Annotated in this window: 20 protein-coding genes and 2 pseudogenes; 19 read left to right on the plus strand and 3 right to left on the minus strand. The window is 54.1% G+C overall.

What is annotated here, in order from left to right:
* Positions 1-62: 62 nt before the first annotated feature.
* From CAGGBEG34_RS12100 to CAGGBEG34_RS10970, 4 genes and pseudogenes are all read left to right on the plus strand, one after another.
* Positions 63-149, plus strand: a pseudogene (locus CAGGBEG34_RS12100) (SfiI family type II restriction endonuclease); the annotation flags it as partial.
* Positions 150-293: 144 nt separating this feature from the next.
* Complete coding sequence (gene lpdA / locus CAGGBEG34_RS02535) at positions 294-1,724, plus strand: dihydrolipoyl dehydrogenase (protein WP_006682310.1); 1,431 nt, start codon at positions 294-296, stop codon at positions 1,722-1,724.
* A 78-nt stretch (positions 1,725-1,802) separates the two neighbouring features.
* Complete coding sequence (gene zapE, locus CAGGBEG34_RS02540) at positions 1,803-2,888, plus strand: cell division protein ZapE (RefSeq protein WP_006682311.1); 1,086 nt, start codon at positions 1,803-1,805, stop codon at positions 2,886-2,888.
* A 19-nt stretch (positions 2,889-2,907) separates the two neighbouring features.
* Positions 2,908-3,024: pseudogene (locus tag CAGGBEG34_RS10970) on the plus strand (glycine cleavage system aminomethyltransferase GcvT); the annotation flags it as partial.
* A gap of 49 nt (positions 3,025-3,073) precedes the next feature.
* Here the strand turns inward: CAGGBEG34_RS10970 and CAGGBEG34_RS09575 are convergent.
* Positions 3,074-4,057 (minus strand): restriction endonuclease subunit S, encoded by a 984-nt coding sequence (locus CAGGBEG34_RS09575; RefSeq protein WP_006682312.1) that lies wholly within the window; start codon positions 4,055-4,057, stop codon positions 3,074-3,076.
* Positions 4,044-5,966, minus strand: a complete 1,923-nt coding sequence (locus CAGGBEG34_RS02555) for an HsdM family class I SAM-dependent methyltransferase (RefSeq protein WP_158641780.1) — start codon at positions 5,964-5,966, stop codon at positions 4,044-4,046. Before CAGGBEG34_RS02555 ends, CAGGBEG34_RS09575 begins: the two co-directional genes overlap by 14 nt.
* A gap of 631 nt (positions 5,967-6,597) precedes the next feature.
* Here CAGGBEG34_RS02555 and CAGGBEG34_RS02560 point away from each other — a divergent pair.
* The 15 genes from CAGGBEG34_RS02560 (at position 6,598) to CAGGBEG34_RS02630 (ending at position 23,315) form a co-directional block, all read left to right on the plus strand.
* Positions 6,598-7,059, plus strand: a complete 462-nt coding sequence (locus CAGGBEG34_RS02560; RefSeq protein ID WP_006682314.1) for a hypothetical protein — start codon at positions 6,598-6,600, stop codon at positions 7,057-7,059.
* Positions 7,060-7,108: 49 nt separating this feature from the next.
* Entirely contained in the window at positions 7,109-8,695 is a 1,587-nt protein-coding gene (locus CAGGBEG34_RS02565) for an APC family permease (RefSeq protein WP_006682315.1), read from the plus strand.
* Between the two features lie 1,343 nt (positions 8,696-10,038).
* Entirely contained in the window at positions 10,039-10,836 is a 798-nt protein-coding gene (locus CAGGBEG34_RS12310; RefSeq protein WP_478210141.1) for a YadA C-terminal domain-containing protein, read from the plus strand.
* 372 nt (positions 10,837-11,208) lie between these two features.
* Positions 11,209-12,627, plus strand: a complete 1,419-nt coding sequence (locus tag CAGGBEG34_RS02575; protein ID WP_006682317.1) for a metallophosphoesterase family protein — start codon at positions 11,209-11,211, stop codon at positions 12,625-12,627.
* Positions 12,628-12,638: 11 nt separating this feature from the next.
* Positions 12,639-13,229 (plus strand): oligoribonuclease, encoded by a 591-nt coding sequence (gene orn / locus CAGGBEG34_RS02580; RefSeq protein WP_102033266.1) that lies wholly within the window; start codon positions 12,639-12,641, stop codon positions 13,227-13,229.
* On the plus strand, positions 13,226-14,581 hold the full coding sequence (gene pmbA / locus CAGGBEG34_RS02585) for a metalloprotease PmbA (RefSeq protein ID WP_006682319.1): 1,356 nt from the start codon (positions 13,226-13,228) through the stop codon (positions 14,579-14,581). The genes orn and pmbA overlap by 4 nt, the downstream gene beginning before the upstream one ends.
* Before the next feature lie 87 nt (positions 14,582-14,668).
* Positions 14,669-14,929, plus strand: a complete 261-nt coding sequence (locus CAGGBEG34_RS02590; protein ID WP_006682320.1) for a type II toxin-antitoxin system Phd/YefM family antitoxin — start codon at positions 14,669-14,671, stop codon at positions 14,927-14,929.
* Positions 14,926-15,222: a hypothetical protein gene (locus tag CAGGBEG34_RS02595; RefSeq protein ID WP_006682321.1), complete on the plus strand. Its 297-nt coding sequence runs from the start codon at positions 14,926-14,928 to the stop codon at positions 15,220-15,222. Before CAGGBEG34_RS02590 ends, CAGGBEG34_RS02595 begins: the two co-directional genes overlap by 4 nt.
* Positions 15,223-15,230: 8 nt before the next feature.
* Complete coding sequence (gene dnaE / locus CAGGBEG34_RS02600) at positions 15,231-18,707, plus strand: DNA polymerase III subunit alpha (protein WP_006682322.1); 3,477 nt, start codon at positions 15,231-15,233, stop codon at positions 18,705-18,707.
* Between the two features lie 98 nt (positions 18,708-18,805).
* Positions 18,806-18,982, plus strand: a complete 177-nt coding sequence (locus CAGGBEG34_RS02605) for a rubredoxin (protein ID WP_006682323.1) — start codon at positions 18,806-18,808, stop codon at positions 18,980-18,982.
* Between the two features lie 38 nt (positions 18,983-19,020).
* A complete protein-coding gene (locus tag CAGGBEG34_RS02610; RefSeq protein WP_006682324.1) occupies positions 19,021-19,596 on the plus strand; it encodes a YqgE/AlgH family protein in 576 nt (191 codons plus the stop codon).
* A 32-nt stretch (positions 19,597-19,628) separates the two neighbouring features.
* Positions 19,629-20,063 carry a Holliday junction resolvase RuvX gene (gene ruvX, locus CAGGBEG34_RS02615; RefSeq protein ID WP_006682325.1) on the plus strand — a complete coding sequence of 145 codons (435 nt, stop codon included), beginning with the start codon at positions 19,629-19,631 and terminating at the stop codon, positions 20,061-20,063.
* Positions 19,948-20,988 carry an aspartate carbamoyltransferase catalytic subunit gene (locus tag CAGGBEG34_RS02620; RefSeq protein WP_006682326.1) on the plus strand — a complete coding sequence of 347 codons (1,041 nt, stop codon included), beginning with the start codon at positions 19,948-19,950 and terminating at the stop codon, positions 20,986-20,988. Before ruvX ends, CAGGBEG34_RS02620 begins: the two co-directional genes overlap by 116 nt.
* Before the next feature lie 12 nt (positions 20,989-21,000).
* The gene (locus CAGGBEG34_RS02625) at positions 21,001-22,029 is read left to right on the plus strand and encodes a polysaccharide deacetylase family protein (RefSeq protein ID WP_081463721.1); all 1,029 of its coding nucleotides are present in this window, start codon (positions 21,001-21,003) and stop codon (positions 22,027-22,029) included.
* Positions 22,026-23,315, plus strand: a complete 1,290-nt coding sequence (locus tag CAGGBEG34_RS02630; protein WP_006682328.1) for a dihydroorotase — start codon at positions 22,026-22,028, stop codon at positions 23,313-23,315. Before CAGGBEG34_RS02625 ends, CAGGBEG34_RS02630 begins: the two co-directional genes overlap by 4 nt.
* On the opposite strand, the gene CAGGBEG34_RS02635 is transcribed toward CAGGBEG34_RS02630, so the two are convergent.
* On the minus strand, positions 23,246-24,133 hold the full coding sequence (locus CAGGBEG34_RS02635; RefSeq protein WP_006682329.1) for a symmetrical bis(5'-nucleosyl)-tetraphosphatase: 888 nt from the start codon (positions 24,131-24,133) through the stop codon (positions 23,246-23,248). The genes CAGGBEG34_RS02630 and CAGGBEG34_RS02635 overlap by 70 nt on opposite strands.
* Positions 24,134-24,146 lie beyond the last annotated feature (13 nt).

Genomic DNA, 24,146 nt, shown 5'->3' on the forward strand with positions numbered 1-24,146 from the left:
TGGTGGTTAGAGCTATCCGCGATTATCACAGTAAGGCCGTTGAGATATAAGCCGGACGCAACGCTCCAACGAGAGGCGAGGAGTTTAGAGTTAGATTGTCCTTTTCAGAATTGGAGAAGAAGGCAGGATGGAGGGTTGTTACAATTTAGGGCGTAAAGCATATAAATCTCATTGATGGCACCTTCATATCTAAGTGTCGATATTCAATTTGCCTATATCCCCTCATCCCGCTGATATCAGCGCAGTCACGGCGTAAATGCACTGTAAAGTTTGATAGAAAAAAGTCAATCATCATGTCTAAATCATTCGACGTCATTGTGATTGGCGCGGGTCCAGGCGGCTATATCGCCGCGATCCGCGCCGCGCAACTGGGATATTCGGTTGCGTGTATCGAACAATGGCAAGACCCGCGCGGTGAGTTCAGATTGGGCGGGACGTGCCTGAATGTCGGCTGCATTCCATCCAAAGCGCTGCTCGCCTCCTCCGAATTATTTGAAAACACGGCGCATCATGTATCTGGACATGGCATTGCGGTTCAGAGCGTTGCGATGGACGTTGCCCGCATGATGGCGCGTAAAGACGGTATTGTGAACAAGATGACCAAAGGCATCGAGTTCCTGTTCCGTAAAAACAAAATCCATTGGCTCAAAGGGCATGGCAGATTTGTATCCGCCAGCGCTGAAGGCATTCAGATTGAAGTGAGCGGCGCGGGCGAAGCGCAAACGGTGACGGGGCGAAACGTGATTATTGCGACAGGCTCTAAAGCGCGGCATTTGCCGAACGTACAGGTCGATCAACGTCTCGTGGTCGATAACGAAGGCGCGTTGGCGTTTGAGTCCGTGCCGCGCCAGCTTGCGGTGATTGGCGCGGGCGTCATCGGTCTTGAGCTTGGCTCTGTCTGGCGGCGTCTCGGCGCGCAGGTCAAAGTACTGGAAGCATCGCCCGCTTTTCTGCCGGCTGCAGACGATAGCGTTTCTAAAGAAGCGTTTAAGTTATTCAGCAAACAGGGCTTGTCGATTGAATTGGGCGTTAAGATCGAAGCCGTCAACACTCGTGACCAGAGCGTTGCCGTTTCCTATGCCGATGCCTCTGGACAGTCATACACCTTTGAGGCCAACCGGCTCATCGTCGCCGTCGGTCGAGTGCCGAATACCGACGGCCTGGGCCTTGAAAACATCGGGCTAAACGTAAACGAACGCGGTTTTATCGATGTGGACGATCATTGCCGCACGCGCGCGCCCAATATCTATGCAATTGGCGATGTGGTGCGCGGCCCGATGCTCGCGCACAAAGCGGAAGACGAGGGCGTGATGGTCGCCGAGATCATCGACGGGCAAAAACCGCATCTCGATCTTAACTGTATTCCCTGGGTCATTTATACCGCGCCCGAAATTGCCTGGGTCGGCAATACCGAGCAGCAACTCAAACGGGAAGGGCGCGCCTACAAGACCGGGCAATTTCCATTCGCGGCCAATGGCCGCGCGCTGGGCATCGGACATGCGGACGGTTTTGTCAAAATGCTCGCCGATGCGCGCAGCGATGAAATTCTTGGCGTGCATATCGTCTCAAGCAACGCATCCGACTTAATCGCCGAAGCGGTGAGCGCGATGGAATTCAAGGCAGCGTCTGAAGATATTGCGCGCATCTGCCATCCGCATCCATCGCTTTCAGAAGCGATGCGCGAAGCGGCGCTGGCGGTTGAAGGGCGCGCGCTGAATATATAAAAGTATGACTGCAACTCTATCTGATCTGGAGAATACATATCTGCAGTCGCTTCTCTGGTTCTTAAGACATTTTTCTAATTGAACGTTGTTGATTATTGCGTCCGCGCATTGAGTCTGCACGGTTATTCACCAGATCAGGCGCAAATAGCGGCGTTGAATCGTTTGCAGCGCTGCGCGGATGAATGGCAACGCTTCGAAACGCGCCGTTTCAACGTTCTGGTCAAATGTCTGCCCGCATGGTTTTTGCAGTTAACGCCGAAAGGCGTGTATCTGTGGGGCGGCGTTGGACGCGGCAAAAGTTTTTTGATGGACGGTTTCTATGCCTGCGTTCCAGTCAAGTCCAAAACGCGCGTGCATTTCCATGCCTTTATGCGCGAGGCGCACCGGCAATTGCAAACGCTTAAGGGCATTGCCGATCCGCTCCACACCCTGGCCCGACGCATTGCACAGCGGCACCGTTTGATCTGCTTTGACGAATTCCATGTGTCGGATATCGCTGATGCAATGCTGCTATACCGGTTATTTGGCAGTCTGTTCAGGCAAGGCGTGCAATTCATCATGACGTCCAATGACGCGCCTGATGCTCTCTATCCGGATGGACTGCATCGCAGCCGCTTCTTGCCTGCAATTGCATTATTCAATGAAAAGCTCGACGTGCTGAATGTCGATGCCGGCATCGACTACCGGCAACGCGCGCTCGACTGGATGCCCGCGTATTACATTCCAATCGATGCATCGACCGATGCCGCATTGCACGACGCTTTTGAAACGCTGGCAACCGCGCCGGACAACCCTCCGGTATTGACCATCGAAGCGCGTGAAATTCGCGCGCGGCGGTGTGCAGGCGATGTCATCTGGTTTGATTTTGATGTGTTATGCGGCGACGGGCGCTCGCAAAATGACTATCTCGAAATTGCCAACTGTTTTCACGTCCTGATTTTATCGAATGTGCCGCGCTTGACGCCGCGCCTGGCGGACGCCGCGCGGCGCTTTACCTGGCTGATCGATATCCTGTACGATCATCACGTCAGGTTCTTGATGTCGGCGGCGGCGCCTATGACTGAGCTGTATCGGGAAGGCCCCTACGCGCATGAATTTGCGCGCACCGTTTCCAGGCTGACCGAGATGCAGTCGAAAGCGTATCGGGAGGCCGCACATCGTTAGCGCATTGCCATGACAATGCTTGAAAACGCCGCTATATGCAGTGTATTGCGCTTTAGGCGCGCGGATGGTCGATTTTGGCGGCTGGACGATACCACTGCATTACGGCTCGCAACTGGACGAGCGTCGGGCCGCGCGCATGGTGAAATTGCCTTTTGTGCGGCATGGAAAAATAGTGGCGTAGGTGATCACTCCGCTATCTGTAATAGATGTGTGAAATCAGTTGCTGCGCGCTTGATTGCACCATATACCCATTGAGGAATGGACTCATAGGCAGGAATAGGCAATTCTCTCAAAGTTTTATTGGCCTGTCTGCCATAGCTATATTTGTATTGATTGGCTTTTATACAAGTGGCGTAATACAACATTTCATCGATAGTCATGGGGCATTTTGGTTTCAAAACAAACAAATCATGTCCTGAATAAAAAGGGTCAATTTGTAAAAAAGTTTCCAGAACTGAACCGCCGCCAGCAACCGTTAAAACCATTCCCTCGGTTGGCTCTACATCATAGAGCCGCTGTACTCTGGCCGCTACTCCATTATTTTGAGAGGTTCTCGCAACAAAATTAATCCCTTGAGGATTTTTTATTAAATATATTAACCCAAGATCTGTCCCGTATTGAACTTCAAACAAATCAATTAGTGGAACTGTTTTTAAGTCTATGGGTTTGTTTAATTTCGTTTTTTTCCTAGCAAAACTGGTTGACACTGAGAATGAAAATGGTTTTATGTGATGGACTGTATGAGCAACCCAAGCAGGCGGATGGTCGGGTAATTTTATGGATTTAAGACGCTCCCCCTTGGGTTTTCTGCCATAAGAAAATTTTGAGCGGTTCAAAGAAATGGCTTTTGCGTAAAAAATCTTTTCTGCTAATGTCATTTTCTGCTTGGGTAACAGAATCGAAACATCGCTATTAGCCACAAACTCAAAATCGGAAACATAAGCGTAGGTGTGGCTCCCCTCACCATTCGTTGACACAAAGATCGTATGCTTTGGATGGCAATGTCTGGCTGGAACCGTATTTTTCTCAACCCAACCGGCAATGGTTCTTTGCTGATTTTTTGCGGGTCTGACGTAAGGTATCGTTCCCGCTTTGGGTTTCCCGAGCACCACAACATGGCTGCTTGCGATGCCATTTTTAACATCAAATAGCTGATCAAGCCTCACCATTACTTGCCTCGTCAGTACTGTTTCCCTGTATTTCCAGTATAAGCCTATAAAGCACAAATCGCTTTACATCCCGCTCAAAATCTTCTTTAGTAATGGTACTGTAATCCGTCTCCAGGTATGCTTCACAAAGCCACTCATCTTTCGCTCCGACAGATTGAAGTAAGCTAAAACCTGTTTCACAGGTTCTATTATGGAAACTGTCAATCCATTTTTCGCGGATAGCAGACCACTGATCTGCGCTGTCTTCCCGCTTGCGTTTGGATTTTATAAAGCCATCATCGCGCCAATAGCCAAACCAGGTTTTTCTTTTTGGATCATGCGGCAAATAGGCACGGAATGCCAATGCGCAAGTATTGACTCCTTTATCGTTAAAAAGCTGAGTTGGGAGAGACATAGAGGCTTCCAGAGAATGCTTTTCCAATAACCTGCGCTTGAGTTCTAGCCCTGCACCCCTCTCATACATGGCGCAACTCATCGGTACAATTGCAATGGCAATGCCATTAGGCTCTAAACAGCTTAGGGCTTGCTCAACAAATTCCAGTTCGTCAATACCGCTACCGTCATTGAATGGCGGATTTAATAGGGCTATCGTGGGTTTAAATGATTTAACAAGCTCGGTAGATTTGAAACAATCTTCGTGAAAAATATTCGATTTTCCATCGCCATGAATAATCATATTGGAAACAGCCAAGTTAAAAATATGGGGCTGGTATTCAACACCGACTAACTGGGACTTCTGAATATGCTCGATTTTCTTTCTATCGCCTTGGGCAGCGCTTATCATTTTTCCCATCGCCGCCACTAAAAACCCTCCAGTGCCACAACAATTGTCCAGCACAACGCTATCCTTGCTCACCCGTGCAAGCTCACAAAATAGTTCAGTGATATGCGATGGGGTCAGAACAATGCCTAAACTTCCATCATCATTGGCATATTTCAGAAACTCAATATAACAGCGACTAATAATATCGTGATATTCGTTATATTTTATGAATGAATGAACGCGCTCTTCAATTTCCTGAACCAACTCCTTGAAATAACCATCGCGAATAAGCGCTGGACTATGTTGAATGGTAGCAAATTCATCTTTTAGGCTCGCAAATTTATGCTTGTAGTTTGAATTTGCATCGTTGAGTTTTTTGGAAACGCGAGTAATCAGCGTATCCATTAAGTCAGCAGAATTGGCATGACCCTTATGCGTTTCTCTAAACGTGTCATCTTCCAGGCCAAGCAGAATGCCACTAAATAAAATAGCTCGTTGCTTCTCTGGAATACGCTTGCCATGCAATTGTTTATTCAAGCCTCCTATATATTCCAGCAAAGTAGAATAATCAACTCTAAAACGCTGATTTTTTAATTGCTCTACATAAGTAGGAAAATCTTGAAGTCCGCAGCCGCGTAATATCTCTTTATGTTCTTTTTTTCCGTGAAGTTTGATGTAGTGCGATATTCTGAGTCCTTTTTCAGTTTGCCCGCTTACCCCAATGTAGAGCACATCCAATTCTTTTGATAGATAATCCGCATACAGACGCGCGCCATCTACAGCATAGTCCTGGAAGTGATCAAGATTTTCGCTGATATGTTTTGTAATGTCAGCCTTACATTCAATGACAACCACTATATTTTCTTGCCGGGTATCTCGAATAATATAGTCAGGGAACCCTGCGCCTATGCCACCAAGCTTTTTTGTGGCATTAGAAAGTAGTTTTTGGATTTGCGGTTTTTCGGACTTTTTGGGTTCAACAATAAGCGTCTCATTTTTAAAATAACCCAAATCGTGCAGGGTATGATTCACCCATTGCTCTGTTAAACCCTCGTTTCTTTGGGTCTGCTTTCTTTTGTTCTTTCTTAAAGGTTGTGCCGCGTTGGACACAACGCTGTCAAAATCATCTTCAATGGGTTCAATCACCCTGTCCGGCCTAGGCATGAGTCAGCTCCTGGGGTCAGTGGGCGGGTAGCCATGCGTATTGCGGGTGCGCCCTCAAAGTACAGCCGCGCGGCAGCTTTATCAGGAAAGATGCTAAGAAGTTGTATAGACGTATTACTTCTGGTTCTGGCTGTTTTTGCTTTTCCAGGATCGCACTGTTTGACGAGTTAGGCACAGTGAACTATACAGTAAAGGCGGCCGGTTTAGGAGTCATTTCATAAATAGGCGAGGGGCCGTCAGGCAGGGGAGGGCCCGCCGGAACGCTGCCCGAGGGACCCGCGGAGCGGGATCGGGCCGCGAAATTTGAAATATACCGAATCGCACGAATGGGTGCGCGTTGAAACGCGCCTGGCTGTTCAAGCTCAAGCTATCTGAGCAGGCGGCGCTTAGGCCGAATACGCTTAAAGACGCCGCTGCCTATTGCCAGTTGATCGGCGCTTAATGCAAATTCCAGGTTCCAGCCACTAAAAACCCTCTCTATTCTGATGTTCATCGCGCGCGCAAAATCCTGCGCAGCGTTTCATGAATCTGGCGCCTGACGCGCCAGAGGGCGTTTTTGCGCCCCTTGAAATGCTGAACTTATTCAATAAAAATTATTTTAAGGAAATATATTATGTTGGCTGTTAATACTCCTCCTTCAATCGATTTGGCGAGGCAACAGGCGGGTACTCAGATCAAAAATACACAAACAATTTTAAATGAACTGAATCAGTGGACAGATACAAAAAGCGCAGGCTTGCTGAAAGAGCTGTTGGAACTTGAAAATGATCAGGCAGGTCAGGAGATTGTAGGCCGCATTGAATCCCGTCTGTCAGACATTACTGAAAATGATGCGGATAGCAGCAGCAAGCTTTACAATATTTGCATGAAGTTGATCGAAATCAGTGAAAATTTTTTGGAAAACGGGCTGAAGGAAAATACACAGGTGGAAATGTATAAGGTGACAAACGATTTTATGGGAACAATAGAATGGGAGCTGCATGACGCAGTCAGCGCTAGACACGGTCAGCTTGCAGAAAACATCGGCCAAAAGTCGCCCGCTCTTTTTGACAGGATTATTGAACAATTGTCATAGCTTTGAGTAAGGGATGCAAAATACTCCATTTTTAAATCAATAAAATCCCATGCCGCCCGACCAGAAACTGAAAAGAGAAATCTCCACCGCCAATGTGTTGATTGCCGCGGCTGGCGGGATGATTGGGTCGGGCTGGCTGTTCAGCCCTTTTGTCAGCGCGCAGATCGCCGGCAGCAATGCGTTAATCAGTTGGGTCATAGCAGCGGTTTTTATGGTTTTAATTGCACTGCCGCTATGCGAACTGGGCGCAATGCTGCCGCTATCGGGCGGCATGTCGAATTACCCGACCTATACCCACGGGCATGAGGTCGGGTTTTTATTTGCGTGGGTCTCATGGCTGTCGTATGTCGTGATGACGCCGATTGAAATTCAGGCGATTCTGCAATATGGCAGCACTTTCTTTCCCGCGCTGATCGTCAAAAATGCGGAGGGAATGGTGACCCTGTCTGTTTTAGGGTATGCGCTTGCGATCGCGATCATGCTGTTCGTTGCAGTACTGAACACCTATGGCGTCAAACTCCTCGCCGAATGCAATAAATACGCGAGCCTGATCAAATTTGGCGTGCCTTCGCTGGCCGTCGCCAGCCTGCTGTATACCTCCCCTTCTTTTGACAATATTCAGATTCATTTATCCACTCAAACCGATTGGCAACAGATTTTTTCGGCGCTCTCGGTCGGCGGGGTTGCATTTGCATTTACCGGTTTCCAGAATGGCCTGATGCTCGCGGGTGAAGTGAAAAATCCGCAGCGCAATATTCCGATTGCGATTCTGGGCGCGGTCGCGATCGGTTTTGTGTTGTATTTCATGCTGCAACTGGCGTTTATTGCGGCAGTGCCCCGTTCCAGTCTGGCGCAGGGTTGGCAACACTTGAGTTTCGCGGGCGATAGCGGCCCGCTGGTGGGGCTGACTTTGCTGCTGGGTTTGACAACCGTCGGCGCGTTATTGTTATTTGATGCGTGTTTTTCGCCTTTGGGCACAACACTCGTATATACGGCAGCGACCTCGCGCATTCTGTACGGCATGGCGTTGAACCAACATTTGCCCGGCGTTCTGCTCAAGCTGAACCGCCATAAAATCCCTTATGTGACCTTGTACGCAAATCTTCTGGTCGGAATGTTCGCGTTCCTGCCTTTTCCGGGCTGGCAGAAAATGGTCGCTTTTTTATCGTCCACCAGCATTCTGTCCTATGGAATCGGGCCAATTTGTCTGCTCGCGTTGCGCACATTGGAACCTCATCTCAAACGTCCGTTTCAGCTTGCCAAAAGTCGCGCCTTCTGTCATCTCGCTTTTTACGTGTGCAATCTGATGCTGTACTGGTGCGGATTGATCATTCTGTGGAAGTTATTCGCCGCCGTGTGCATTGGGCTGGCGGTCTATCTGATCTGTCAGCGCAAAAGCCTGTTTGCGTGCGGACGGGGCGTATCCTGGTTCTTTGCTTATCTCGCTTCTTTATTACTCTTCTCTTATGCGGGCGCATACGGCGGCGGAATGCAATGGATTGGATCCCCATTGGATATGATCTTGATCTTGCCTTTGAGTATGGGGATGCTTGCGCTCTCGCAGCGTTGCCTGCCCGCCGCCGCTCAAAATGAGCCATTATCTGCATTGGCTCAGAGGCTTCGCGTAGAAGTCTAACGTTTCCTAGAGCATTTTTTCAGCGGCTTGCCCTGTGTCGCTTCGCGCCCGCGCCGTCCGATTTACATTTCCATACATTTCCTCACATCTCTCTCAATCAGAAATAGGCAACATCCTAATCGCACTGAGTAAGCATTCTGAATTGAATTTTTGCGCTTACTTCTTTTTCCAAGTTACGGGAAAAAGTCAAAAATTGAGACGAGAGGGCAAATACTATGGAATTTATTCAGATGAAAGGTCTGACCTTGCCTATTGCCTGCGCGGCCATTCTAGGCGGGCTGCTGATGCCCAGTAGAACACAGGCAAGGGCACATGAAGAGGTGACTGTTGAAGACTTGGATTTACTCCATCAAAATATACGACAGGCTACACAGCGCATACTGCAATTGGGCCAAAGCATAAATGACGTAGGAGCGTACGCCGATCAAGTAGGTCGCCAGACGCGCCGGGATGCAAAAGCTGACGCCGATGCAGTGAGTGACCGGGCGCGCCAGGATGCGCAAGCATACGCGAATCGAAAAAGTAATCAGACGCTCCAGGCTGCAGACGCGCATGCTGATCGAGTGAGTCAGCACGCGCGCCAGGACGCAATCGCGCATGCTCATGCAGTAGGGCGCGATGCAAAGAAGAATGCTCTTGAAGGTGACGCGCACACATTACAGAACGCAAACGCATATACCAATCAAAAGAGTGATCGGGTGCAGCAAGCTGCAACTGCGTATGCCAATCAAGTCGGTTTTGACGCAAAAATATATGCTCTTGAAGGTGACATGGAGACGTTAGAGACCGCAAACGCGCATACCGATCAAGTGGGTCAGCACGTATTCAATGAGGCAACCAGATATACTCAACGAGTAGAGCAGAACTTATCCGGATATACCGATCAAAAGTTTAACGAGGTACGCCAGGATGCAATTGGGCATGCCAATGCAGTGAGTAACCAGGCGCGTCAGGAAGCAATCGAGCATGCCAATCACGTGAATCGGTACGCATTCAATGCGGCAACTGCGCATACCAATCAAGTGGGGCAGCAAACGTTAGCGGCTGCAGTCGCACTTGATGCGCACACGTTGGCGACCGCAAACGCGCTTGCCAATCGAGGCGACGCGCGAACGTTAGCGTTNGCAAACAGGCATGCTGATNTGGGCGCCGCGCAAACGCTGGTGANTGCAAACGAATATGCCACAGCGAATGGCGTGGCGGTATTAGCGGATGCAACTGAGCATGCCGATCAAGTGAACCAGCAATCATTACAGGTTGCAAATGCATATACCTATGCAGTGGGTACGCAGGCGCTGCAAGAGGCGAAAGCGCATGCCAATGAAGGTGATATATACACGTTAATGACTGCAAAGGCGCATGCGGATGAAGGCGACGCGCGGACACTAGCGGGTGCAAAAGCGCATGCTAATCAAGTGGGGCAGAACGTATTCGATGCGGCAACCGGGTATGCCGATAAAGGCGACGCGCGAACTTTGGCGGATGCAAATGCGTATACCAATCAAGTGGGTCAGAATACCCTGGGACAGGCTCATCGATATACGGATGAAGCGGCTGATCGTGCAGTGAATACAGCGGTCGCGCAATCGAGCGGATACACTGACCAAAGAGTGGATGACAGCTTAAAATTGTCTAAAGATTATGCTGATGCAGGCGACGCGCGAACTTTGGCGGATGCAAATGCGTATACCAATCAAGTGGGTCAGAATACCCTGGGACAGGCTTATCGATATACGGATGAAGCGGCTGATCGTGCAGTGAATACAGCGGTTGCGCAATCGAATGAATATACTGACCAAAGAGTGGATGACAGCTTAAAATTGTCTAAGGATTATGCTGATCAAGTGGGCCGCGGCACATTGGCGCAAGCCCAGCAATACGCGGACCAGAAATTTGAAGCCTCCGAGCGGAATGCGGATAGCAGCGCCGCAGCCGCAATCGCTGTTTCCAATCTGCCGCAGCCTACGGAAGCCGGCAAAAGCATGATGGCGGCGGCCAGTGGCGTCTATCAAGGACACAGCGCAGTCGCGATTGGCGCATCGACGGTAACCAAAGACAACCGATGGGTCCTCAAAGCTTCTTTAACCACCAATAATCGCGGAAAATGGGGCGGGGGAGTAGGGGTTGGATTCCAATGGTAGTCCCATTCGCTGTACCATGTGCGCCTTAGAACCTGTTCATGATTCTTTCTGCGCGCCCGTGAGCCTGCGTCGGGAGGTAGCAGGACTCCTCACATATTACGTATATGCTCCGGTTCCTGCGCTGCGCCGCGCAGGGCGGAGCAGGTCTGCCTCGCTTTGCGATGGGGGCGACCCCGGAGCGGCGCACTGCCCGCCGGGTTGCCGCGCGGCTTGTGGCCCGCTACAACAAACCGATCCCGCTTCGCGGGCCTCTCGGGCAGCGTTCCGGCGGGCCCTCCAAGGCTTCCAGGCGCTCGTCACAGATCGTGAACAGGTTCTTAGGCGTATGGTCCAGTCTGAAGGGGTGCTCCCACTACTGCAGCCTCAAGTCTGATGATCAAGATCAACCGTTGTGTATGGTCGTTTGCCGCGTTCAGCGTGATTTATATTTCGCTGAGCGCGTGCAGCCGCTCAAGTCTGACGCCGCCATCCGCTCAGCGGCCGTTCACGGCCTTCGTCGTGCTTGGGGAAGAAGGAGCGCAAACCGCGCGCGCGCTCACGGAAGAGCTTCAGTGCCCATTCATTGAGCTAGACGGCGTTTCTGAGCGTATGGAAGTGCGCGCGCCGGCGGGCGTCATGCCAGCGCGGCCGCGGCTGTCAGCCTCCGTTTCAGCAAAGCCCGCTGCCTTTCCAGTGTTGACTTGTGAAAAGCAGTTGCCGCCCAAAATACGCCATGCCTCGATTGATGGCCGTCCTTTGCCGTTAAAAAAAGAAGCGCCTGGACGCATTGTGGTCATTGGAGATACCGGCTGCCGCTTACAAAAGGGCGGGGCGGGATTTCAAGCATGTAATGATTCTGAGCAATTTACTTTTGTCAAAGTGGCGCAGTTAGCCGCGCGCTGGAAACCCGATTTGGTCATTCACGTAGGCGACTACCATTATCGCGAGACGCCCTGCCCGGATGGAAACACGGGCTGCGTCAACAGCCCGTGGGGATACGGTTACGATACATGGCGCGAAGACTTTTTCAGGCCGACGGCTCCGTTGCTGCGCGCGGCCCCTTGGGTGATGGCGCGCGGTAATCATGAAAGCTGTTCCCGCGCCGGACAAGGCTGGTGGCGATTTCTCGATCCGCGGCCGCTATTGCCGGGCCGGGATTGTAATGATCCGGCCAATGATCAAAAGGGCGACTACAGTCATCCGTATGCGATTCCCATCGGCGATGATACTCAGCTGATTGTCCTGGATACCTCAAATGCGCCAAATAAAGAGATCAAGCCCGGCGATATCCGCTTGAGTCAATACCGCACGCTCTATACACAATTGGAGACGCTGGCGCAGCGCGCACGGCGCAATATCGTGGTGTTGCATCATCCGCTGCTGGGTTTTGTGGGGAATTATCCAAATCCGGACGACTTGGCGCATCCGCTTCCTGAGAATCCCGGTCTTCAGTCGGTATTCAGAACGCTGAATCCGAACTTCTTGCCGTCCAATGTGGATCTGGTCCTGTCCGGACACATTCATTTATTTGAACAACTCAGTTTCTCTACCGCGCATCCAAGTCAGTTTGTAGTAGGCATATCCGGTACTCAACTGGAAACCGTGCCAGTGCCCGCAACGCTTGCGCCTGATATCACGCCAATGGCGGGGGCGCGCATTCAAAACTTTGATGTGTGGAATGGATTCGGTTATATGACCATGAAGCGGATCCGCCCATCCGAATGGGATGTCCGGGTATGGAACAGCGCAGGCCAGCCGGTCAGAAAATGCCATATTGCAGGCCGGGCCTCTCATTGCGAAGCGGTGAGATGATGCCCGATTGCATGCCTGTCGCGCCTGTTGAGGCCGATCTTGCGCTGAACGAATGCAATCTTGTCTGGCTGGACATGGAAATGAGCGGTCTGCGGCCTGAAGCGGATCGCATTCTTGAAATTGCCGTTGTTGTGACGGATTCCAGTCTTGACATCGCGATTGAAGGGCCGGCGCTGGCGCTCCATCAAAGCGATGAAGTGCTTGAAGGCATGGATTCGTGGAATCAGAAAATGCATGGCCGTTCGGGATTGATCGAACGGGTGCGCGCTTCCGCGCTGAATGAACAGGACGCCGCCGAACAACTGCTCGCCTTTCTGAATCGCTATGTACCGCCCGGAAAGTCGCCGCTCTGTGGCAACTCAGTTTGCCAGGACCGCCGCTTCATGGCGCGCTGGATGCCGGATTTTGAAGCCTTCTTCCATTACCGCAATCTAGATGTCAGCACTCTAAAGGAACTGTGCCGCCGCTGGCGGCCCGCGCTTTACCGGGGGTTTCACAAACACGGCCTGCATACGGCGCAGGCGGATATTCAGGAATCGATTGCTGAGCTGAAGTATTATCGAGAGCACTTTATCCGTCTGGATTCCGCTTTTGAAACATGACTTCAGCCGCGCCTCTTTTCCCGCATACACAAGACCAACTCAAAGAAATCGCCGCCGGCATTCTTCGCTGCGCTGCACAAGGGGGGGCTTCTTCCGCCGCCGTTGAAATCTCCGAAGGCAGCGGATTTTCAGTGACGGTGCGGCGCGGCGCGCTGGAAACGATAGAGCGCCATCGTGACCAGGCGGCTGGCGTCACGATATGGATAGGCACGCGGCGCGGCGATGCGAGTACCAATGATTTATCGCCGGACTCGATCCAGAGCACCGTTGCCGCCGCCATCGATTTCGCGCGGCATGCGGCTGAAGATGCCTGCGCCGGACTGGCGGACGCGCATTGTCTGGAAGGCGCGCCGCCCGCGCTCGACCTGTTTCATCCCTGGCGTATCGATACAGAAGCGGCGGCTGAATTGGCGCGCCGCGCCGAACAGGCCGCGTTCGATGCAGGCGCGCGGATTCGCAATTCGGAAGGCGCAACCGTCTGCGCACAGCACGGCCAGTTTGTACTCGCGACCAGTCACGGTTTTCTGGCCGGTTATCCATATTCGCGCCATAGCATTTCATGCGCTCCGATTGCGCAGCACGGCCAGCATATGCAGCGCGATGGCTGGTCATCGTCGAAACGCAACGCGACCGAGCTCGCCATGCCCGAAGCGGTTGGCCGCTACGCCGCCGAGCGCGCACTGGCGCGCCTGCAGCCACGCGCATTGAGCGCGCGCGCCTGTCCGGTTCTGTTTGAAGCGCCGCTTGCCGCCGGCCTGCTCGGCGCATTTGTGCGCGCCGTCAGCGGCGTCGCGCTCTACCGTCGCGCTTCGTTCTTGGTCGATCGTCTGGGAGAGCGCATTTTTGCGCCGCATATTCAAATCCACGAAGCGCCGCACCAGCCGCGTGCAATGGGCGCCGCGCCCTTCGACCAGGAGGGTGTGCGCACGCGCGCGCGTGATGTGGTGCGGGACGGCATCGTGCAGGGTTACTTTTTATCCACCTATTCCGCGCGCAAACTCGGTATGCAAACAACGGGTAATGCGGGCGGCGCGCATCAGTTGGCGCTGCGCAGCGCGCATACGCGGGACAAAGACGATCTGCGCGCGATGCTGAAAAAGCTGGATACCGGCCTGTTGCTGACCGAAGTGATGGGGCAAGGCGTGAATTATGTGACTGGCGACTATTCGCGCGGCGCGGTCGGCTTCTGGGTTGAGCGCGGCGAAATTCAGTATCCGGTTGAAGGCATCACCGTTGCCGGCAATCTGAAACAGATGTTTAAAGACATCGTTGCTGTTGGCGCGGATGTGTATGCGAACAGCGCCAAAGAAACGGGTTCGGTGCTGATTGAGAAAATGACGGTTGCGGGTTAGCCTTTTAGAGCATTTGCACTCTCACTGAAAAATGCTCAAAGTGCAAAAATAAACTAAACTAATGCGGTTTAGTTTATTGGAGGAATCATGCGTGCCGTTAACATCCACGAAGCAAAAACCAAATTATCGCGGCTGGTCAATCAAGCCGCTCAGGGTGAGCCATTTATCATTGCCAAAGCGGGCAAACCACTGGTGAAGGTCGTCCCTTTGGATGCTCCTCAAGCCATTCAAAGGCTGGGCTTTATGGAAGGTGAAATCCTTGTGCCGGAAGATTTCGGCCAGATGGGTAGCGCTGAGATCGAACAGCTATTTCAAATACGACCCTATTCAACGCTTATCAATTCATGACGACGCTGGAGCAATCTGGCCGGTTTTCCGTAGAGCAGGTCAAAGACCTGACGCGCGCATTGGAATCCTCTCAGACGACACAATGGGTTACAAACGAGCAATTGCGTGCCAGTCTGGCCGAAATTCGGGCTGAAATTGCTGACTTTAAGGCCGAAGTTAAGACGGAAATCGCTCAAGTTAGAACTGAGATCGCAGTAGCGGTTAACAAAATCGTTTTGTGGGTCGTCGGCATCGATCTCGCTTTTTTCACCGGCAAGTTTGGCTTATTCGCTAAAGCGCTGCACTGGTATTAACGGGAACGATGCCCGAACCCCGCTTCATTCATCTGCGCCTGCATTCCGAATATTCAATCACCGACGGCATTGTGCGTCTGGAAGACGCGGTGCGCGCGGCGGCGCGCGACGGGCAGGGCGCGCTGGCGCTGACCGATCTGGGCAATGTCTTCGGCTGGGTCAAGTTCTATCAGTACGCGCTCCGGCAGGGCGTGAAGCCCATCGCCGGATGCGATGTCTGGATTACGAATCCGGGCGAGCGCGATCAACCCTCGCGTCTGTTGCTCCTCGTGCGCAATGCGCGCGGCTATCTGAATTTATGCGAACTGCTGAGCCGCGCCTGGCTGACAAATGTCTATCAAGGCCGCGCCGAAATTGCATTTGAATGGCTGGAAAGCGGCCTTGCTGAAGGGCTGATTGCGTTATCGGGCGCGCAGCAGGGCGATATCGGACTCGCCATTGCCGCGGGCAATATGGAGGCGGCGCGGCAATGCGCGCAGCGCTGGGCGCGCCTGTTCCCGGACTGTTTCTATATCGAGGTGCAGCGCGCCGACCAGCCCGAAGAAGCGATCTATATCCAGCACGCCGTCCATTTGGCCGTGCAGCTTCAGATTCCGCTCGTCGCCGCGCAGCCGGTGCAGTTTATGACGCCGGACGACGCGGCCGCGCACGAAGCGCGCGTCTGCATTGCGCACGGCGAACGCCTTGCGTACGCGCAGCGCCGCCCGCGCTTTTCGCGCGCGCAATACTTCCGCACGCAGGCGGAAATGTGCGCGCTCTTCGCCGATCTGCCTTCAGCGCTTGCCAATAGCGTCGAGATTGCCAAGCGCTGCACGCTCACGCTCGAACTTGGCAAAGCCAAGCTGCCGCTGTTTCCAACGCCAGAGGCTTTGTCTCTGGATGCGTATTTGCGTCAGTTGGCCGGGCAGGGCTTGGAAGCGCGGCTTGAACAGTTATTTGCTGACGCGGACGAACGCGGGCGTCAGCGGCCCGTCTACGCGCAGCGCCTTGCATTCGAGTGCGACACGATTATCGAGATGGGTTTTGCCGGCTACTTCTTAATTGTGGCCGACTTCATCAACTGGGCGAAAAACAGCGATATTCCCGTCGGGCCTGGGCGCGGTTCGGGCGCGGGTTCGCTCGTTGCATTCGCGCTTGGCATCACCGATCTGGACCCACTGCGCTACAACCTGCTGTTCGAGCGCTTTTTGAATCCCGAACGGGTTTCGATGCCCGATTTCGACATCGACTTCTGCCCGCACGGACGCGACCGCGTGATTCAGTACGTGCGCGGCAAATACGGTCACGACGCCGTCTCGCAAATCGTCGCCTTCGGCACGATGGCCGCCAGGGCGGCGGTGCGCGATATTGGCCGCGTGCTTGATCTCGGCTATACATTTACCGACGGCATCGCCAAACTGATTCCGTTCAGACCCGGCCGCGCCATCACCATTGCTGATGCGCTGAAGGAAGAACCGCAGCTCGCCGAACGCTGTAAGAATGAAGAGGAAGTGCAGCAGTTACTCACGCTTGCGCAGCGCGTTGAAGGGTTGACGCGCAACGTCGGCATGCACGCGGGCGGAGTGCTCATTGCGCCGGGCAAACTAACCGATTTTTGTCCGCTTTACGCGCAGAGCGGCCAGAAAAATGCGAATGGCGAGATCGGCACCGTCAGCCAGTACGACAAGGACGATGTCGAAGCGATTGGCCTGGTGAAGTTCGACTTGCTCGGTTTGACAACGCTCACGATTTTAGATTGGGTCGAGCGCGATATTCGCCGCAGCATCCCGGAACGGGCCCGCTGGTCTTTAAAAGAAACGCCGCTTGACGATGCCTCGGCATTTGAAGTGCTGCAACAAGCCAATACCATTGCGGTGTTCCAGTTTGAAGGCCGCGGCATGCAGGCGCTCTTGAAAGACGCGCGGCCCGACCACTTTGAAGACATTATCGCGCTGGTTTCCCTCTATCGTCCGGGGCCGATGGAGCTGATTCCGAGCTTTTGCGCGCGCAAGCATGGGGACGAAAAAATCGATTATCCTGATCCGCGCGTCGAAAGTATCCTGTCCGAAACTTACGGCATCATGGTGTATCAGGAGCAGGTGATGCAGATGGCGCAGATCATCGGCGGTTATACGCTGGGCGGCGCTGATCTTCTGCGCCGCGCGATGGGCAAGAAAAAGCCCGAAGAAATGGCACAGCACCGCGCGCTGTTTCGTGACGGCGCCGCGGAGAATGGCCTTTCTCGCGCCAAGGCGGATGAAATTTTCAATTTGATGGAGAAATTCGCCGGCTACGGTTTCAACAAATCGCACGCCGCCGCCTATGCGCTGCTCGCGTATTACACCGCCTGGCTCAAGGCGCATTATCCGGTTGAATTTATGGCCGCCAACTTGAGCTTGTCGATGGACAATACCGACCGGGTCAAGATTCTGGTTGAGGATTGCGCGGCGAACAGGATAATGGTGTTGCCGCCGGATATCAATCAATCTCGGACGCGCTTTTTACCGCTTAAAGAAAAGATCCTCTACGGGCTTGGCGCGATCAAAGGCTCTGGACAGAGCGCGAGCGATGAAATCGTACGTGCGCGCGCGGATCAGCCATTTCAGGATATATTCGATTTCTGCCGGCGCGTGGATCGGCGCATCGTCAACCGGCGCGCGCTTGAGGCATTGATTCGCGCAGGCAGCTTTGATGCGCTGCACGCCAACCGCGCGCAATTGCTGGCGTCCGCGCCGCGCGCGCTGGAGACAGCGGAACAGACAAGCGCGCATGCGTCGCAGGGCGGACTATTTGACGATGCAGGACACGGCGGCATTGAGCATGCGTGCACGCTGGCGGATGTGTCCGCCTGGCCGGAAAAACAAAGGCTACAGGAAGAAAAAGCGGCGCTTGGCTTTTATCTGTCGGGGCATCCGTTTGATCTCTACAAGAATGAAGCGCGCCGCTTTGTGCCGAACGCGCTGAATCAGTTGACAGAAGGGGCGGGTACGCGTGCCGCTGGCATCATCCGCAGCCTGCGCGCGGCGACAACCCAGCGCGGCAAAATGTGGATTGTAATGCTCGACGATGGCGCGGGTCAGTGTGAAATCACATTGTTTGATGAACTCGCCGCAGCGCACCGCAATCTGCTGACCGAAGACGCACTCTTGATTGTGGCCGGCAGCGCGCGTCATGATGCGTTTAGCGGTGGCATTCGCATCATCGCAGAGTCCGTGATGGACCTCAAAACCGCGCGCAGCCGCTTTGCGCGCGCGCTGAGAATCACGTTCGACCAACCCGCGCCCGCGGATACCGTTCAACTGCGCGAATGGCTGAGTCCATACCGGACGGAGGAAGCGCCTGGCGCCGAACGCCCAACGGGTTTGCCGGTGCAAGTGCATCTTCGCGGCAAAACCGCGCGCGCAACCTTCCTGCTTGGCGCGTCCTGGCGCGTGATTCCATGTGATGAACTGCTGCGGATATTAAAGTCTGCCCGGTCTGTTCAGGAGGCCGAGATATTGTATTAGCGCATTGTTCAATGTGGTTCCTTTATAAGATGGTCAAATAAGCAAGAAAATTCAGCAATGAGCAAAAAATGAAGGCGATACGATCAGGTGTAAGCAGAATGGAGTATCCGTACAAAACTTGGATATGCTTGATTTGCGGCTGGTGTTACGATGAGGAAAAAGGATGTACTGAAGAAGGCATCGCGCCGGGCACCCGTTGGGAAGACTTGCCTGATGATTGGGTATGTCCGGAATGCGGTGCGAGTAAGGAAGATTTTGAGATGGTGCAAATCTAGAGATTCTTCAGTTATTTCTGACCACTATGTGAGTTCCGATGGCTAAGCACATTGATTCGATCAATCTGACCAATCAGTTTCTGATCGCCATGCCGGGCATGGACGATGCGGCTTTTTCCGGCACGGTGGTTTATCTGTGCGACCATAGCGAGCGCGGCGCGCTTGGCCTGGTGATTAACCGGCCAACAGATATTAATCTGGGCTCGCTCTTTAGGCGTATTGATCTAAAACTGGAAATCCAGCCGCTGCAGAAAATGCCCGTCTACTTTGGCGGGCCGGTGCAAACAGAGCGCGGATTCGTATTACATGAATCCACCAATGCTCAATATACGTATTTAATGTCTGTTCCGGGCGGTTTGTCGATGACCACGTCCAAAGATGTGCTGGAAGCGGTTGCGCGCGGCAAGGGTCCGGAGAAGTTTCTGCTTACGCTAGGTCATGCCGCCTGGGAAGCGGGCCAGCTTGAAGAAGAAATATCGCATAACGGCTGGCTCAACGTTGAGGCGGATCCGAAAATTATTTTCGATGTGCCGCCGGAGCAGCGTTTCACGGCAGCTTTGTCGCTGCTTGGCATCACGCCGCTGATGCTGTCCAGAGAAGCCGGACATGCCTGAGAGCCTGTTCACAATCTTACTGCGCGGGCATCATGCTGCGTCGGGCGGTGGAATCAACGCTTCTGGCGTTCGATTACGGTGAAAAGCGGATCGGCGTCGCAGTTGGTAATCTGTTGACCCGGCATGCTCAGGCGCTGGCTGTGATTGAGAACCGCAATCGGGCATGCCGTTTCGCAGCGCTTGGCGCGCTGCTCACAGAATGGCAGCCGCAGGCATTGGTCGTCGGCTTGCCGACGCATCCCGACGGCGCGCCGCACGTGATGACTCAACAAGCGCTGCGTTTCGGGCGTCAATTAAAAGGCCGTTTCGGCCTGCCCGTGTTATGGGTGGACGAACGGTATTCATCCGTATCTGCCGCAGCGCAGCGCGATGCTGCGCCGCTCGACGCCATTGCGGCCCGCATTATCCTGCAACAATTCTTCGACGAATATGCCCGTGAACCCTCTGCAATTGAACGCGCACGGTGAACTGAAGCATTTGCTGACCCTTGAAGGGCTGCCGCGTGAGTCCATCACGCATATTCTGGATACCGCGCGGCAGTTGATCGACGCTCGCGGCGGCGGGATCAAAAAAAGTCCGTTACTGCGCGGCAAATCCGTCTTCAATCTCTTCTTTGAGCACTCAACGCGCACCCGCTCGACGTTTGAAATGGCCGCCAAATATTTATCTGCCGATGTGCTGAATCTGGATATTCCGGCGTCTTCAACGCAGAAAGGCGAATCGCTGCTCGATACGATTCATACCCTGAGCGCGATGCGGGCGGATGTGTGCGTCGTCCGGCATCCGAGAAGCGGCGCGCCTTTCCTGATTGCGCAACATTGCGCGCCGCATCTGCATATCATCAATGCGGGCGACGGCTGGCATGCACATCCGACGCAAGGGCTGCTCGATATGTATACGATCCGCTATTACAAGCGCGATTTCACGCGGCTCACCGTTGCGCTGGTCGGCGATCTTCTGCATTCACGCGTGGCGCGTTCAGACATTCACGCGCTGACCACGCTGGGCGTTCCCGAAGTGCGCGCGGTATGCCCGCGCACCCTGCGCCCCGCCGGACTCGAACGGTTCGGCGTGCGCGTCTTCGATTCCATCGATGAAGGCGTGCAGGGCGCGGACGTGATTATCATGTTGCGTATCCAGCGCGAGCGGATGAACGGCCCATTCCTGCCCGATGCGCGGGAATATTTCAGGAACTGGGGACTCACGCCGGAGCGTCTGGCGCGCGCTGCCCCGGATGCCATCGTGATGCATCCGGGGCCGGTCAATCGCGGCGTCGAAATTGAATCGAGCGTCGCCGACGGCGCGCAATCCGTGATTCTGTCGCAAGTGCGCTTTGGTATTGCAGTGCGAATGGCGGTGATGAGTCTGGTAGCAGCCAGTCACGATGATTAAACAAGGAAAAGCATGGCAAAGTCAGTCTGTACGCAAGCTCCACTGTTCACGAAACATCCTTGTCATGCGCGTTGCACATTTTCATGGTGTATTGCATGGATTGCCTTCCTGATTGCCAGTGCAATGCCAATCCCTGCGCTCGCACAGAAGCCTGTGCCGGTGCGCCAGATTGCCATCACCTTTGATGATTTGCCTTTTGTCAATGAAGGGCTATCGATCACGGATATCCAGAAAAAAACGCGGGCTTTATTAAAAACTTTGCAAAAGCATCGGGTCAAGGCGATCGGTTTTGTAAACGAAGACAAGTTGTACATTAAGCAGAGTGAAGTCAATGCGCGCATCGGCATACTTGAGGCGTGGCTGGATGCCGGCATGGAATTAGGCAATCATAACCTCGGCCATTTGGGCTTACAGAATACCCCGCTCGCTGCTTATGAAGCCGCGGTGCTCAAAGGAGAAGCGGTGACGCGCAGATTATTGCGAGCAAGAGGACAAGCGCCGCGTTATTACCGTCATCCCTATACGCAAACCGGATCGTCCAAGGAAGTCAAGGCGGCGTTTGAGACTTTTCTAAAGCGACACGGTTATACCGTTGCACCCGTCACCGTTGAACAGGACGACTTTGTCTTCGCGGCCGTGTACCAAGACGCTCAACGTCGTGGAGACGACGCGATGGCTAAACGTGTGCAAGCCGCGTATGCAGCTCATCTGGATCGTGCATTGAATACATTTGAAACCATGAGTCAAGAATTGTTTAAGCGGCAGATTGCTCAAATTGCGTTATTTCACGCGAATCGCCTGAATGCGGAGCGCATGGATGCGCTGCTGACCCGTATGGCGCAGCGGGGTTATCGATTCGTCTCGCTCGATGAAGCCTTGCGCGATGCCGCCTATGCGTCGCCGGATGGTTATATCGGGAAGTTTGGACCTTCATGGTTACGCCGCTGGGCGGACGGCTTAGGCAAAAAACTTTCAGTCAGAGGGCAGCCGGATCCGGAGCTGTGGATCATGCGGCGTTATCAGGCATTGCAACATCGATGAATCTCCATCTCTTCGGCGGTTGTTTGATCGATCCGGCGACCGGCACGGATACCCAGGCGGATCTTTTTATTTCAGAAGGCCAAATTGCCGGAATCGGCGCGCCGCCGCCGGACTTTCACGCGCATTCCAAACTTCAGACGCTGGATGCGCGCGGCCTTGTCGTGATACCGGGACTGGTGGATCTGTGCGCGCGGTTTGGCGCGGCGGGACGGGCGCGTTTTTCCAGTGTTGAATCCGAACTCGCCGCCGCGCTGGCCGGCGGCGTCACGCATCTTGTCTGCCCGCCGGATACCGATCCGCCGCTCGACGATCCCGCGCGGGTTGAAATGCTGAGGACGCGCGCGGGCGCTTTTTGGCGGATGCACATCTATCTGCTGGGCGCGCTGACCTCTCAGTTAAACGGCCACACGCTCGCCAATCTATCCGAACTGGCGGATGCGGGCTGCGTCGGTTTTTCAAATGCCGATGCGCCGCTGGCGGATACGCAAGTGTTATGGCGCGCGCTGCAATATGCGTCGACCTTCGACCTCGCCATCTGGCTGCGTCCGCAGGACGCGGCGCTCTCGCGTCATGGCGTGGCCGCGAGCGGTGAATACGCATCCAGACTGGGTCTGCCCGATGTGCCGGAGATCGCCGAGACGATAGCGCTGGATACGATTTTCGAGTTGATGCGTGCAACAGGCGCGCGCGTGCATCTATCGCATTTGTCTTCGGCGGCGGGGCTTGAACGGGTGCGGTCGGCTAAACGGGAAGGACTGCCGCTCAGTTGCGATGTCACGCTGAATCATCTGCATTTCGTCGATACCGACATCGGCGCCTTTAATCCGCTTCTCCGCCTCGATCCGCCGCTGCGCGGCGCGCGCGACCGCGCCTCGATCCGCGCGGCGCTGGCCGACGGAACGATTGACGCGATTTGCTCGGCGCATACGCCTGTTCATGATGACGCGAAAAAGCAGCCGTTCGGCGAAGCGGCGCCAGGCGCGGTCGGACTTGAACTGTTGTTATCAATGACAGTGAAATGGGCGGAAGAAGAACATATTCCGCTGGTTCAAGCGCTCGCAAAAGTCACTTGCGCGCCCGCGGATGTACTGGGATTGAAGATTGGCCGGATTGAAATCGGGCAGGCGGCGGATTTGACGCTGTTCGACCCGCACGCGCGCTGGAGGGTGACGCCAGAAGCGCTCAAAGGCCAGAGCCGGAATACGCCGTTCTTGGGCTATGAGGCGTCCGCGCGCGTGCGCAGCGTGATTATTTCGGGCCGTATCGTGTTCAAATCAGAGGGATGAGCGTCGACTTGTGTCACCGTGCGCTGATGTGGATCAGCGGTGAGCAGCGCGGCGCTCAGTTGACGCCCCCAAACGCAGCCGCTGTCCAGTGCGCATAAGTGATTGCGCATCATCAAGCCAAGCGCGGCCCAGTGGCCGAAGACAACCGTCACGTCAGACGTGCGTCGACCGGGAATGTCAAACCACGGCAATGTGCCGGGCAGCGCCGTATCCGGCGGGCCTTTGGCGCTGAAGTCCATCTTTCCATCGGCATTGCAAAAGCGGATTCGCGTGAGTGCGTTTGCAATCACGCGCAGCCGTTCTTCACCTTTAAGCGTCTCATCCCAGTATGCGGGTTCTGATCCGCGCAATTGCGCAATGCGCGTTTTCCAGTTCGGCGCGCGCAGCGCATCTTCCAGTTCATGCGCACACGCCAGTGTTTTCTGCACATCCCATTGCGGCAACACGCCGGCGTGCACCATCAGAAGGCCGTTTTCATAATGCGCGAGCGGACGATGCCGCAGCCAGTCGATCAAAGCGGCGGCGTCCGCTGCATGGAGAATGTCATCGAGCGTATCGCCGCTGCGCGGATGCTCGGCCCCCGCTGCAATCGCAAGCAAGTGCAGTTCATGATTACCCAGCACTGTAACGGCGCGCGGCCCCAATGCAATCACATCACGCAGTGCGCCCAGAGAATCCGGCCCGCGGTTGATTAAATCGCCCGTGAACCAGAGCGGTGTATTGAGCGATGGCGCTGCTTTCGCAAGTAAACGGTGAAAAGCGTCACGGCAGCCTTGTATGTCGCCGAATGCAAGAGGGGGAAAGGATAATTGTCTCAAATTAAATGCGCTT

This window comes from Candidatus Glomeribacter gigasporarum BEG34, from assembly GCF_000227585.1.
GTDB lineage: Bacteria > Pseudomonadota > Gammaproteobacteria > Burkholderiales > Burkholderiaceae > Glomeribacter > Glomeribacter gigasporarum_B.

Coding starts and splice junctions, on each gene's coding strand:
- CAGGBEG34_RS02560 (WP_006682314.1), top strand. CDS start 6,598: ATGTTGGCTGTTAATACTCCTCCTTCAATCGATTTGGCGAGGCAACAG.
- CAGGBEG34_RS02575 (WP_006682317.1), top strand. CDS start 11,209: ATGATCAAGATCAACCGTTGTGTATGGTCGTTTGCCGCGTTCAGCGTG.
- CAGGBEG34_RS02590 (WP_006682320.1), top strand. CDS start 14,669: ATGCGTGCCGTTAACATCCACGAAGCAAAAACCAAATTATCGCGGCTG.
- ruvX (WP_006682325.1), top strand. CDS start 19,629: ATGCTGCGTCGGGCGGTGGAATCAACGCTTCTGGCGTTCGATTACGGT.
- CAGGBEG34_RS02605 (WP_006682323.1), top strand. CDS start 18,806: ATGGAGTATCCGTACAAAACTTGGATATGCTTGATTTGCGGCTGGTGT.
- CAGGBEG34_RS02625 (WP_081463721.1), top strand. CDS start 21,001: ATGGCAAAGTCAGTCTGTACGCAAGCTCCACTGTTCACGAAACATCCT.
- CAGGBEG34_RS02565 (WP_006682315.1), top strand. CDS start 7,109: ATGCCGCCCGACCAGAAACTGAAAAGAGAAATCTCCACCGCCAATGTG.
- CAGGBEG34_RS02630 (WP_006682328.1), top strand. CDS start 22,026: ATGAATCTCCATCTCTTCGGCGGTTGTTTGATCGATCCGGCGACCGGC.
- CAGGBEG34_RS12310 (WP_478210141.1), top strand. CDS start 10,039: ATGACTGCAAAGGCGCATGCGGATGAAGGCGACGCGCGGACACTAGCG.
- orn (WP_102033266.1), top strand. CDS start 12,639: ATGCCTGTCGCGCCTGTTGAGGCCGATCTTGCGCTGAACGAATGCAAT.
- CAGGBEG34_RS02595 (WP_006682321.1), top strand. CDS start 14,926: ATGACGACGCTGGAGCAATCTGGCCGGTTTTCCGTAGAGCAGGTCAAA.
- CAGGBEG34_RS09575 (WP_006682312.1), bottom strand. CDS start 4,057: ATGGTGAGGCTTGATCAGCTATTTGATGTTAAAAATGGCATCGCAAGC.
- pmbA (WP_006682319.1), top strand. CDS start 13,226: ATGACTTCAGCCGCGCCTCTTTTCCCGCATACACAAGACCAACTCAAA.
- lpdA (WP_006682310.1), top strand. CDS start 294: ATGTCTAAATCATTCGACGTCATTGTGATTGGCGCGGGTCCAGGCGGC.
- CAGGBEG34_RS02610 (WP_006682324.1), top strand. CDS start 19,021: ATGGCTAAGCACATTGATTCGATCAATCTGACCAATCAGTTTCTGATC.
- dnaE (WP_006682322.1), top strand. CDS start 15,231: ATGCCCGAACCCCGCTTCATTCATCTGCGCCTGCATTCCGAATATTCA.